The following is a 12,204-nucleotide window of genomic DNA, read 5'->3' as shown; positions in this document are numbered from 1 at the left end:
TCAGGCCTTTCTTTGAAGAACTGGGGGCGGAAGGCTGCGCTCGGATAGAAGCAGTGGCGATGGACATGAATACCGCGTTTGACCTGGAGGTGCGCCAACACTGCCCACAGGCACGCGTGGTCTATGACCTGTTTCATGTGGTCGCTAAATACGGTCGAGAGGTGATTGACCGAGTGCGAGTGGATGAAGCCAACCGTCTGCGGCATGACAAGCCTGCACGTAAGGTCATCAAGCAAGCGCGGTGGCTGCTGCTGCGCAATCCAGAGAACCTCAAACGCGAAGACCAGCAAGTGCGCCTGCAGGATCTACTGGCCGCTAACCAGTCGCTGATGACGGTTTACCTGATGAAAGCCGAACTTAAAGCGCTCTGGTCGCCCACCACTGCCTGGAGCTGGCGATCAGCCTGGAAGCAGTGGCTACGTTTGGCTGAAGAAAGCGAGATACCGGCACTGAAGCAGTTTGCTAAACGACTGAGGGGCTACTGGCGCGGCATCCTGAGCAGGGTGCGCTGGCCCATGCACACGGGTCAGCTAGAAGGGATTAACAACCGGATCAAGGTCATCAAACGGATGGCTTACGGCTACCGGGACAGCGAATTCTTCTTTATGAAGATCAAGAATGACTTCCCCGGCAATCCGTGAAGAACCTTTTTATTGCCCGTGATTCTGCGCCTATCCTGTTGATGAAGGCCCCGCTTGACGCGCTGCGCCAGGGAGTCGGACTATCAGCCCGGCCACGACTGTCTCAAGGAGAGCATGATGAAAGCCTGGCGTGCATTGGTGGTGCTGTCGTTTCTGCTGTTGAGTGGCTGCCTGGTGACCTTCAAGGAGCCGATCCCGGCCAACGAGGCGGCGCCGATTCCGCTGCTCGGCGTCTGGTCGCGCGTGGACGAATGGGGCGAGCTGCGCTACCTGGACATCGCTCGCGCCGGCTCCAACCTGTACAAGGCCGACACCTACGTCGACAACCCCGACAACGTGCCCAGCGTGCAGAGCTACAGCTTCACCGTCGCCCATCATGGGCGGCGTTGGTACCTGTCCGCCGGCGTGCCCAAGCGTATGGGCGCGAACTTCGCCATCGGCGGCTTCGAACTGACCCAGACGGGCGAGCTGGTCTTGTTCAACCTCGATGTCGAGCGCATCCGCCAGGCCATCGCCAGTGGCGAGATCAAAGGCAGCGATGTGAGCATGCCTCAGGGAGGCGTGCTGGTAACCAGTAAACTGGATAAGGTGTTCGCTTACCTCAACGACCCTGCCAATTCCGACCTGTTCGTCGAAGTGGCGCGCTACCAGCGCAGCGCGCCCTGAACTCGTCAGCCACGCAAAGAGGATTGCCATGAACAGCCACACAGGACTCGACGGCTACCAACTGGTGGTGCGCGCGCTGTCCGATCGCATCGTCGAGGCGCAAACGCCGATCCGCGTGCTCGATGCGGTGAAATGGGACGACTCCATTCGCCAGGCGTTTCTCAAGCACAAGGGCCGCGAGCTGCCGGCCATCGACCGCGGCTACTACGATAGTCGCCCGCTGGCGTTCGACCCGGCCGCCAAGAAGCTGGAGTTCCAGAACATCGAGCGCGACATCACCCGCCAGCTCGGCCAGTTCAACCCGGTGGGGCAGATCATGCGCCGCATGTGCCGCGAATACCGCATGGTGATCCGCATGCTGGAGGCGCGCGGCACCTCGGATTTCGGGCTGATTTCCCAGGAGCTGTATGGCGCCGCTTCCGACGCCTTCCATGCCGGTGACCCGACCCTGGCGGACCTGGGGCTTATGTTTTCCGGCTACCTGAACAACATCGACAGCCGCGGCGATCTGAAGGACGAACCCAAGACCCTGAGTGCCAAGGATGCTGTCGCCTTGCTGCAGAGCCGCCTGAATCTGGTGTTCGGCGAGAGCGAGAACACCATCCGCGTATTCGAATCCGACGGCATTCTTGCCGACGCCGCGGCAGGCGCCGACTACATCAAGATCCGCACCGACGCGATGTTCAACGAGCGCGACGTCAAGGCTCTGGAGGTGCACGAAGGTCTGGTGCACGTGGCCACTACCCTCAATGGCCAGAACCAGCCGATCTGCACCTTCCTGGCCAAAGGCCCGCCCTCGTCGACGGTGACTCAGGAAGGCCTGGCGATCCTCATGGAAGTGATCGCCTTCGCGTCCTACCCCAGCCGCCTGCGCAAGCTGACCAACCGCACCCGCGCCATCCACATGGCCGAGCAGGGTGCGGATTTCCTGCAGGTCTGCGACTTTTACCGCGAGCAGGGCTTCAGCCTGGAAGACAGTTACAGCAACGCCAGTCGCGCGTTCCGCGGCTCGGCGCCGGACGGCTTGCCCTTCACCAAGGACCTTTCATACCTGAAAGGCTTCATCATGATCTACAACTACATCCAGCTCGCTGTGCGCAAAGGCAAGCTGGAACAGATCCCTTTATTGTTCTGTGGCAAGACCACGCTCGAAGATATGCGTACGCTACGCCAGTTGGTCGATGAAGGCCTGGTGAGCCCACCCAAGTACCTGCCGCAGCAGTTTCGCGATCTCAACTCGCTGTCGGCCTGGATGTGCTTCTCCAACTTCCTCAACCACCTGAGCCTGGATCGGATCGAAGCCGACTACGCCAATATCCTCTGAGCTGCCGCTCGGGTGGGGGCGCGGCGCGACCGGTCTCTACTTCCCCTGAGCCGCCGCACGCAGGCGGCTCGCACCCGAGATGCCGGCATGACAGAGCGCAACCCCATCCCCCTGATTCTCACTGCCATCGGTAGCGTCGCCGGTACCGTGGCGGTGCTCGGCTATTACGGCTACCTGCACTTCGCGAAGCCCGAGGATGCCTTGCTGCTGGCCGAGTTCACCATGCTCAAGACCGTTCCTGGCGAGGATTACAAGGTGAGCCTCAAGCCTGCCGACCAAACCGCGCAATGCATCGACGGTGTTCTGGTGCTGTTCGACCTGCAGCAGAAGGGGCTGAGCGGCGTTCTGGTGGATGACCGCAAGAGGGCCGTGCGTTGTAACGGATGAAAAACCAGAAACGACAAGCCCCGCCGAAGCGGGGCTTGTCTGGTTGGGTCGCCGCGCTCAGGAGGAGCGCGGCGAGTCCCAGGCAGGCCGGAGCCCTTAGTTAGTGCGAACCGAGGAACGCGGCGCAACCTGCTTGTCGTCGTTGGAAATGGTCACTTCCACGCGACGGTTCATTGCGCGACCCGAGGCAGTGGAGTTGCTGGCTACCGGATATTCCAGACCATAGCCTTGAGCGACGATACGCTCCGGGCCCACACCCTGGCTAATCAGCGCAGCGCGAACGGAGTTGGCGCGACGCTCGGACAGGCTCTGGTTGTACTGAGCCGAACCGGTGCTGTCGGTGTAGCCTTCGACGATTACCTTGCGCTCGGGGTTATTACGCAGGAACTCAGCAAGTTTGTTGATGTTGCCCATGGCGCCGGGCTTGAGCTCGGAGCGATCCAGGTCGAACAGCACGTCACCGAAGGTCACCAGAGTGCCGCGTTCGGTCTGCTTGGCGTTCATGCTTTCTTGCAGCTGCTTGATCTGCGCATCGCGAGCTTCCAGGCGCGCCTCGGCACGCTGGGCCGCGGTCTGCTGCAGGTTTTGCTCGGTGGTGCGCAGGGCGATGGTCTGCTCGGCCAGCTCAATGCGTCGTTGTGCCAGATAGGCCAGCTGGTCCACGCGCTGCTCGTTTTCCTTCTCACGGAATGCCTTTTCGGCCCGCTCGAGTGCGGTGCCTGCATCCTTGGTTTCCAGTGCGGCTACTTTGACCGACTCCGGATTGGTCTGCAGGCTGGTATAGCTGCTGCGGGCTTGCTCCAGGTTGACGTTCGGCTTGGTGGCGCAAGCGGCCAGGCCTACGCTCAGGGCCAGCAGGGCAGGAATCATCACTTGTTTACGCATGGTCGTTCATCCTTCTATGAATTGGCGAAAGCGGTGGCGGGGCGTTATTGCTGCTGACCCTGGATACGGATCTGCTGGGCGCCACGCATGCCTTCCTGACGCAGTTCCTCGATGCCCTGCTGAGCATCCTGAAGCGCCCTGTCAGCCTTGGCTGCCTGGGTCTTGCGGGTTGCTACGCGAGCATCCCACTCGGCCTGTTCGGCCAGACGCTTGGCTTCCTCGTAATTCTTGCTAACCAACTCCAGCTCGGCCTGCTTGAGTTTGTCCTGAGCGGATCGGGTTTGTACTGGGGCGAATTCGACACCGCCGGAGCTGACGGCTTCGTTGACCGCGGACTTGGTCACGGCCATCTGCTCGCTAGGCGGATTGCCCGCGCAGCCAGCCAGCAGCACGCTGCTGCCAATGGCCAGCGCAGCAACCTTCCAGCTGGCCAGTTTGGTACGAGTGATTGGGGCAGTTTTAGTGGTCATGGTGTGCAACTCCATTGATGAGTAACTGGCAAAACAGTCGGTTCCACGATGGTTACCTGCCGTGCGGAGCTCAGGAGCGAAAGCAACCGAGTAAGTTGTTCTCCGGCGACCAGTGGTCGCTACGGCATAGTTCTGTGAGTTGGCTGCGGCAAGAAACGTTCAGGGAAAAAAGCGGATTGCCAGCATGGTGCCGCCAGAAAAACGGCACAGGTCGCGTGTTCTGCGGCCTGCGCGTGGCATGACCGACCAATTCAAGATGTGGCTGGTGGCTGTTCGCCATCGATCTCCTGGCGGTAGTGGCGGGCCAATTCGAGAAAGCGCGGGGTGGGCCCGACGTCTTCGTAGATCGGGTTGCCTTCTTCATCGGTGGCCACTACCTGGGTGCCTTGCACGTAAGGCAGGCTGGCCTCCAGGTCTTCCAGTGCGGCGGCCAGCAACTCTGCCAGCAATTCTTCGGGGCGGCGCTTGGGGTACATATGGCTCAGCGCGGCCAGGCGTGCAGCGGCTTCGACATCCAGGTGCACTTGATAGGGCGTGCTGGTCAGGCGGCCGGTGGCGTTCTGTTCCCATTGCTGGACGAGCTGGCGAATCTTCATAGGAACCTCGGTGCAGGACGTGTTTGCTAGAGACCCGAGCCGTTCGGCGGCGTTCCGGCGGATGTTCGCGCGTGCAATCACCTGCTTTGGTCGTATGGCGGCTTGTCAGGCACGCCGCGGCTGGGCAATCTGAGGGTTCACGCAGAGGCGCAGGGAGACTGGTATGACGCAAATCGATGCACGTCTACGCGAGGATGTTCACCAGCTCGGTGAGCTGCTCGGCAGCACCATCCGCGATCAGTACGGCGAGGCCTTTCTCGACAAGATCGAGCGTATTCGCAAGGGCGCCAAGGCCGCGCGCCAGGGCTCGGCCGACGGCGCACGGCAGCTTAGCGAGACCCTCGACGGGTTGCACGATGACGAGCTGCTGCCGGTGGCGCGGGCCTTCAACCAGTTTCTCAACCTGGCCAATATCGCCGAGCAATACCACCGTGTGCGCCGCCGTGGCGCCGACGAAGCGCAACCCTTCGAAAACCGCGTGTTCGACGAGTTGCTGCAGCGTTTGCGCGCCAATGGTCATGAGCCCGAAGCCCTGGCCCGCCAGGTCGCTGAGCTGGATATCGAACTGGTGCTCACCGCACACCCCACCGAGGTGTCGCGGCGCACGCTGATCCAGAAATACGACGCCATTTCCGCGCAGCTTGCCGAGCAGGATCACAACGACCTGTCGAGCGCCGAACGTGAATCCATTACCAGCCGCCTGCAACGGTTGATCGCCGAGGCCTGGCACACCGAGGAAATCCGCCGCGTGCGGCCCACGCCGGTGGATGAAGCCAAGTGGGGCTTCGCGGTGATCGAGAATTCCCTGTGGTATGCGCTACCGACGGTGATGCGCAAGGCCGACCAGGCGTTGCAGCGCGAAACCGGGCAGCGCCTGCCGCTGGACGCCGCGCCGATTCGTTTCGCCTCGTGGATGGGCGGCGATCGCGACGGCAACCCCAATGTCACCGCCAAGATCACCCGCGAGGTGCTGCTGCTGGCGCGCTGGATGGCCGCCGACCTGTACCTGCGCGACATCGACAGCCTGGCTGCCGAGCTGTCCATGCAGCGCGCCAACGACGAGCTGCGCGCACGCGCCGGTGACAGCGCAGAGCCCTACCGCGCGGTGCTCAAGCAACTGCGCGAGCGACTGCGCGCGACCCGCGCCTGGGCCCACGAATCGCTCGCCGGCCCGGTCAACCCACCGGCCCAGGTGTTGCACGACAACGCCGATCTGCGCGAGCCGTTGCTGCTCTGCTATCGCTCGCTGCACGACTGCGGCATGGGCGTGATCGCCGATGGCCCGCTGTTGGATTTCCTACGTCGGGTCAGCACTTTTGGGCTGTTCCTGGTGCGCCTCGACGTGCGCCAGGACGCTGCCCGCCACGCGTCAGCAATCACCGAGATTACCGAGTTCCTGGGCCTGGGCCGCTACGACAGCTGGGACGAAGAGCAGCGGCTGGCATTCCTGCAGGAGGAATTGAAAGGACGCCGGCCTTTGTTGCCGAGCGACTTCGATCCCAGCGCCGACACCGCCGAAGTGCTCGCCACCTGCCGCGAGGTGGCGGCTGCACCGGCGGCTTCGCTGGGCTCCTACGTGATTTCCATGGCCGGCGCCGCCTCGGACGTGCTCGCCGTGCAGCTGCTGCTCAAGGAAGCCGGGCTGCGCCGCCCGATGCGCGTAGTGCCGCTGTTCGAGACCCTGGCGGACCTGGACAACGCCGCCGTCGCCATCGAGCGGTTGCTCGGTCTGCCGGATTATCGCGCCGGCCTGCAGGGGCCGCAGGAAGTGATGATCGGCTATTCGGATTCCGCCAAGGATGCCGGCACCACGGCAGCGGCCTGGGCGCAGTATCGTGCGCAGGAGAGCCTTGTGAGGATCTGCCGTGAGCATGGCGTCGAGCTTTTGCTGTTCCACGGCCGCGGCGGCACTGTGGGGCGCGGCGGTGGCCCGGCTCACGAGGCAATCCTGTCGCAGCCGCCCGGCTCGGTGAACGGGCGCTTCCGCACCACCGAGCAGGGCGAGATGATCCGTTTCAAGTTCGGCATGCCGGATATCGCCGAGCAGAACCTCAACCTTTATCTGGCGGCAGTATTGGAAGCCACAGTGCTGCCGCCGCCTGCGCCCCGGCAAGCCTGGCGCGAGCAGATGGACAAACTGGCCGCCGGTGGCGTAGCCACCTACCGCAGTGTGGTGCGCGAGCATCCGCAGTTCGTCGAGTACTTCCGCCAGGCCACGCCCGAGCAGGAGCTTGGCCGCCTACCGCTGGGCAGCCGACCGGCCAAGCGGCGCGAGGGTGGTGTGGAGAGCCTGCGAGCGATCCCGTGGATTTTCGCCTGGACCCAGACACGCCTGATGCTGCCCGCCTGGCTGGGCTGGGAGGCCGCTCTGCAAGGCGCGCTAGCTCGTGGTGAAGGCGATACGTTGCGGGAAATGCGCGAGCAGTGGCCGTTCTTCCGTACCCGTATCGACATGCTCGAGATGGTGCTGGCCAAGGCCGACGAGTCGATCGCGCGGCTGTACGACGAGCGTCTGGTGGAGAGTGAGCTGCACTCGCTGGGTGCTCATTTACGCGACCTATTGTCGCAGGCGAGCAAGGTGGTGCTAGGTCTGACCGGCCAGTCGCAGCTGTTGACCCACAGCCCCGAGACCCTGGAATTCATTACCGTGCGCAACACTTATCTGGACCCGTTGCACCTGTTGCAGGCCGAGCTGCTGGCTCGTTCCCGGCAGCGCGAGCAGGAGGCCGGAAGCGCTCTGGAGCAGGCGTTACTGGTCAGCGTGGCGGGTATTGCCGCAGGGCTTCGCAACACCGGTTGAACAGGATCGCCTGATAACGCTTTATCAAGGGAAAACGCTATGAAAGGTCATGAAATTTCGGCGATCTGCCGATAGTTTGGCGGTGCGAGGAGCACTTTCGACTTTGGTTGGATGGCGCCTCTCGCGCCGCTGCGTTCAAGCTGTACAAGCGTAACGGCCAATGCGCGGCGAATCGCCATGGGCTGCGGCTTTCGACGGCTTGTGCGGCATTGGAGCGCTGTGTATCTTGATCGACCTTCCGACAGTTCGGCATCTGGCCGGGCTGGCGAAACCCAGTTGAGATTGGCCCCGCAAGGCGAGTCCACCATCACTACCAAGAACTTGAGGAGCACATCGATGCGCGTGATTCTGTTGGGGGCGCCCGGTGCCGGCAAAGGTACTCAGGCAGGTTTCATCACCAAGAAATTCTCGATTCCCCAGATTTCCACGGGCGATATGCTGCGTGCTGCGGTCAAGGCTGGCACCGAGCTGGGCCTCGCGGCCAAGAGCGTGATGGACGCCGGCGGTCTGGTGTCCGATGAGCTGATCATCAACTTGGTCAAGGAGCGCATTGCGCAGCCCGATTGCGCCAACGGCTTCCTGTTCGACGGCTTCCCACGCACCATCCCGCAGGCCCAGGCCCTCAAGGATGCCGGCGTGCAGATCGACCACGTGGTGGAAATCGCCGTCGACGACGAAGAGATCGTCGGTCGCATCGCCGGTCGCCGCGTGCACCCTGGCTCGGGCCGGGTCTACCACACCGAGCACAACCCGCCGAAGGTCGCCGGCAAGGACGACGAAACCGGTGAAGAGCTGATTCAGCGCGACGACGACAAGGAAGCCACCGTGCGTCATCGCCTGTCGGTCTACCATTCGCAAACCAAGCCGCTGGTGGATTTCTACCAGAAGCTGTCGGCCGCCGAGGGCACGCCGAAGTACAGCGCCATCGAAGGCGTCGGCTCGGTCGAGCAGATCACCGCCAAGGTGCTGGCAGCGCTGAGCTGACCTGACCCACTTCTACAACGGCCCGCTTGCGGGCCGTTGTCGTTTTTGGGCATGCCGGCGGCAACACTGGCTATGCTCAGGTCGCTTTCGTGCAGCACGACATGTACCGCTTCGCTAGTATCCTGAGATTTCCTTGCCACACGGCATGCCCGAACTCCGGCCGGCGCGTCGTTGCGTCTGCTGGCTTGATCGACCGTCACGAAGAGCTTCGAGAAAGGCGGCTACAACCACCCTCCATCAGAGTGCATTCCATGACCCAGAACAGAAGATTTGCCTGCTTGCCCATCGCCCTCGTGGTATCGGCACTGAGTGCATCCGTCGCCCTGGCCGACGGCGCCCCCGAGAAAAAGGGCGAGTGTTCGGTTGACCAGTTCACCATGGCGCTGCGTTATCAGCAGCAATCTGCGGAAGTTCGCGCCTTGCAGATGCAGGCCTACAACATCGCCACCGAGAAACTCGATGCCGCCGTGGCGGCAGCCGAAGATCCTTCCAAGCTGGCCATCGTCACCGACGTGGATGAAACGGTGATCGACAACTCCGCGTTGCTGGCGCGAGATCTCGCCAACTGCCACACCTACGATGGCTGGGACACCTGGCTGCCCTGGGAGCGTGACGGTGACCCTGTGCTGATTCCGGGCGCCAAGAAATTCCTCGAGCACGCCGACAAGCTGGGCGTGACCATCCGTTACGTGTCCGACCGCTCCGAGGAGCAGAAAGACTACACCCTCAAGGCTCTGAAGAAGCTCGACCTGCCCCAGGTCAGCGCCGAGAGCGTGCTGCTGCTCGGGCCACCCAAGGTCGAGCGTCGTGCGCTGGTCGCCAAGGACTATCGTATCGTGATGCTGCTCGGCGATACCCTGCATGACTTCGACGCGCGATTCCGCAAGACGCCGGTAGCCGAGCAGCGGGCCACTGCCGAAGCCGAGTCGGCGAAGTGGGGCACCGAATGGATCGTGTTCCCCAATGCCGGTTATGGCACCTGGTCCAAGGAGCCGCTCAAGGCCTGGGATGCCAAGCCCGTCATCGAGAAGTGGTAAGCCCTGCGGCGGATCGCTGATCCGCTGATCGGCCGGCGCCTGTTCTGGGCGCCGGCCACAGCCGCCTGGCCGGTGAACTGCCTGCTGGCGAGGCCGCTTGGCTCGCTGCGCTGGAAAAAACCAGCTCAAACCGTTTTAATGCCCGCCCGCTCAGCCACCTCTACAGATCGCCATGACCACTCTGCTGGCCCTCGATACCGCCACCGAAGCCTGTTCCGTCGCCTTGCTGCATGACGGCCGCGTGACGAGCCACTACGAGGTGATTCCGCGCCTGCACGCGCAGAAACTGCTGCCGATGATCAAGGCGCTGCTAGCCGAGCAGGGCGTCGCGCTATCGGCGCTGGATGCCATCGCGTTCGGGCGCGGTCCAGGGGCCTTTACTGGCGTGCGTATCGCCATTGGCGTGGTGCAGGGGTTGGCCTTCGCTCTGGATCGCCCGGTGCTGCCGGTTTCCAATCTGGCCGTGCTGGCGCAGCGTGCCCAGCGCGAGCACGGCGCCAGCCAGGTCGCTGCCGCCATCGATGCGCGTATGGATGAAGTCTATTGGGGCTGTTACCGCGCCGAAGCGGGCGAGATGCGTCTGGTCGGGCGCGAAGCCGTACTGGCCCCGGAGCGCGCTCTACTGCCGGACGACGCCCACGGCGAGTGGTTTGGCGCCGGCACCGGTTGGGGCACCTTCGCCGAGCGCATCGCTGGCCAGGTCGCTGCCTGCGATGGCGCGATGCTGCCCCATGCCGAAGACCTGCTGAGTCTGGCCCGTTTCGCCTGGGCTCGCGGCGAGGCGGTGGTGGCCGATCAGGCCCAGCCGATCTACCTGCGCGATCAGGTCGCTACGCCGAAAATGCCGCCGCCCGCAGGCTTTTGAGCAATGAGCGACGAGGGGGTCGTCCTTTTGTCGTCAACTTATCGACATCCATTGCCAAGGGCCGACGGCGCAGCTAAATTGCCAGTACTCCCGCACGCCTTCCTGCCGAGCCTTCATTGATGCGTATCGACGGTAACATCGCGCCCTATTCACCGGATCGTGGTCCCCGCTCGGGCACTGCGGTTACGCCTTATCGTGAGGCGAACCGGGAAGTAGAGGTAAAGCGCGAGCAACCGGCATCGACCGCAGGTACCCAGGGCTTCGAACAGACCCCGCAGATCCGCCGTGTGCAGCAGAGCAATGCCAGCACCGATAACTTCCCCGTGCGCTCGATGGATACCACCTACCAGCCTGCCATGAGCAACCGCGCCGCCCAGGCGATCGCCAGCTATAGCAGCACCGCCGCGTTCGCCCGTGACGTGGATGCCCAGCAGGTTCTGGGCCTCGATCTCTACGCCTGATCGCTTCACGGCCTGTTTCCATCGCTTCGCTCAGGCACAATGGCCGCTTCACAGTGATCAGCGGTTCACGATGCTTCCCTATTTTCTTGGTTGCCCTTCCTGGAACGAGTCCGCCTGGCGCGGTAGCTTCTATCCGCCCGATCTGAACATGAGCGACAGCGTGGAGCACTACTGCCGCGTGTTCAATGCGGTGGAGGGCAATACCACCTTCTATGCACGGCCCGACGCGGACAAGCTCGAGCGCTGGGAGGCGCGCATGCCGGCGCATTTTCGTTTCTGCGCCAAGGTACACAAGGACATCAGCCACGAAGGCGACCTGCGCGACCAGTTGGACAGTACCCAGGCATTTCTCGATCTGCTCGCACCGCTGGGCGAGCGCATCACGCCGCTATGGTTGCAGCTGCCGGCGCAGTTCGGCCCTTCGCGGCTGGGTGAGCTGGCGGTGTGGCTGGACGAATTCGCTAACCGGCGGATCGCCGTGGAAGTGCGCCATCCGGCGTTCTTCGACAAGGGCGACGAGGAGCGGGTACTCAACCGGCTGCTCCACGAGCGTGGCGTGGAGCGTATTTGCCTGGATTCCCGGGCGCTGTTCAGTTGCACTTCCCGCGACCCGGCGGTGCTGCATGCCCAGGCCAAGAAACCGCGTCTGCCGATTCGCCCGGCGGCGTTCACGGACAGCCCTCAGGTGCGTTTCATCGGTGGGCCTGATCTGGATGCCAACCAGCCGTTTCTCGAGCCCTGGCTGGACAAGGTCGCCGCCTGGATCGAGCAGGGCCTGACGCCCCATGTCTTTCTGCATACCCCGGACAACCACCTGGCCGCGGCCCAGGCGCTGCGTTTTCACGAGCTGTTGAGCGAGCGGTTACCGGGCCTGCCGCCATTGCCGCCATACACCGACAACGAGCCCAGGGCCGAGCAGTTGGGGTTGCTTTAAGGCAGAAGCAGCCACTCAAACCAACCTGTGGGAGCCCCGACCTCGGGGCGAAACGATTGCAGCCTGACTACCTATTTCGGCGGTGCCTGAGCAATTCGCCGCGAGGTCGCGGCTCCCACAATGGATCGGATAACGGCCGCTCCCGCCACCTGCC

The 12,204-nt window shown here is 63.2% G+C and carries 13 protein-coding genes; 10 read left to right on the top strand and 3 right to left on the bottom strand.

The features are described from left to right. The 4 genes from BVH06_RS19515 to BVH06_RS19500 all read left to right on the top strand — a co-directional run. The coding region (locus BVH06_RS19515; protein WP_075935193.1) for an ISL3 family transposase at nt 1–641 on the top strand (641 nt) is incomplete at its 5' end. 117 nt (nt 642–758) lie between these two features. Continuing rightward, entirely contained in the window at nt 759–1,307 is a 549-nt protein-coding gene (locus BVH06_RS19510; RefSeq protein ID WP_075935189.1) for a hypothetical protein, read from the top strand. 28 nt (nt 1,308–1,335) lie between these two features. Further along, entirely contained in the window at nt 1,336–2,631 is a 1,296-nt protein-coding gene (locus tag BVH06_RS19505; protein WP_075935188.1) for a flavohemoglobin expression-modulating QEGLA motif protein, read from the top strand. A gap of 87 nt (nt 2,632–2,718) precedes the next feature. Continuing rightward, nucleotides 2,719–3,018, top strand: a complete 300-nt coding sequence (locus BVH06_RS19500) for a hypothetical protein (RefSeq protein ID WP_075929584.1) — start codon at nt 2,719–2,721, stop codon at nt 3,016–3,018. A gap of 96 nt (nt 3,019–3,114) precedes the next feature. On the opposite strand, the gene BVH06_RS19495 is transcribed toward BVH06_RS19500, so the two are convergent. The 3 genes from BVH06_RS19495 to BVH06_RS19485 all read right to left on the bottom strand — a co-directional run bounded on the left by BVH06_RS19495 (nt 3,115) and on the right by BVH06_RS19485 (nt 4,969). After that, nucleotides 3,115–3,903 carry an OmpA family protein gene (locus BVH06_RS19495; RefSeq protein WP_075929583.1) on the bottom strand — a complete coding sequence of 263 codons (789 nt, stop codon included), beginning with the start codon at nt 3,901–3,903 and terminating at the stop codon, nt 3,115–3,117. 44 nt (nt 3,904–3,947) lie between these two features. Next, nucleotides 3,948–4,388: a DUF4398 domain-containing protein gene (locus BVH06_RS19490; protein ID WP_075929582.1), complete on the bottom strand. Its 441-nt coding sequence runs from the start codon at nt 4,386–4,388 to the stop codon at nt 3,948–3,950. A 236-nt stretch (nt 4,389–4,624) separates the two neighbouring features. Further along, nucleotides 4,625–4,969, bottom strand: coding sequence for a pilin assembly protein (locus BVH06_RS19485; protein ID WP_075929581.1), 345 nt, complete (start codon nt 4,967–4,969; stop codon nt 4,625–4,627). Between the two features lie 163 nt (nt 4,970–5,132). Between BVH06_RS19485 and ppc the strand changes: the two genes are divergently transcribed. The 6 genes from ppc to BVH06_RS19455 all read left to right on the top strand — a co-directional run bounded on the left by ppc (nt 5,133) and on the right by BVH06_RS19455 (nt 12,050). Further along, nucleotides 5,133–7,769: a phosphoenolpyruvate carboxylase gene (ppc, locus tag BVH06_RS19480; RefSeq protein WP_075935187.1), complete on the top strand. Its 2,637-nt coding sequence runs from the start codon at nt 5,133–5,135 to the stop codon at nt 7,767–7,769. A 336-nt stretch (nt 7,770–8,105) separates the two neighbouring features. Further along, entirely contained in the window at nt 8,106–8,753 is a 648-nt protein-coding gene (adk, locus tag BVH06_RS19475; RefSeq protein ID WP_075929579.1) for an adenylate kinase, read from the top strand. Nucleotides 8,754–9,031: 278 nt separating this feature from the next. Then, nucleotides 9,032–9,790 carry a 5'-nucleotidase, lipoprotein e(P4) family gene (locus BVH06_RS19470; protein WP_256562724.1) on the top strand — a complete coding sequence of 253 codons (759 nt, stop codon included), beginning with the start codon at nt 9,032–9,034 and terminating at the stop codon, nt 9,788–9,790. 172 nt (nt 9,791–9,962) lie between these two features. Further along, complete coding sequence (tsaB, locus tag BVH06_RS19465; RefSeq protein ID WP_075929577.1) at nt 9,963–10,655, top strand: tRNA (adenosine(37)-N6)-threonylcarbamoyltransferase complex dimerization subunit type 1 TsaB; 693 nt, start codon at nt 9,963–9,965, stop codon at nt 10,653–10,655. Nucleotides 10,656–10,774: 119 nt separating this feature from the next. Beyond that, a complete protein-coding gene (locus tag BVH06_RS19460) occupies nt 10,775–11,116 on the top strand; it encodes a hypothetical protein (protein ID WP_075929576.1) in 342 nt (113 codons plus the stop codon). A gap of 70 nt (nt 11,117–11,186) precedes the next feature. Further along, the gene (locus tag BVH06_RS19455; RefSeq protein WP_075929575.1) at nt 11,187–12,050 is read left to right on the top strand and encodes a DUF72 domain-containing protein; all 864 of its coding nucleotides are present in this window, start codon (nt 11,187–11,189) and stop codon (nt 12,048–12,050) included. Nucleotides 12,051–12,204 lie beyond the last annotated feature (154 nt).

The sequence above is a fragment of the Pseudomonas sp. PA27(2017) genome (assembly GCF_001945445.1).
Classification (GTDB): Bacteria; Pseudomonadota; Gammaproteobacteria; order Pseudomonadales; family Pseudomonadaceae; genus Aquipseudomonas.
Note: the sequence above shows the minus strand (reverse complement) of the source record. Positions and strands in the feature narration are given on the sequence as shown.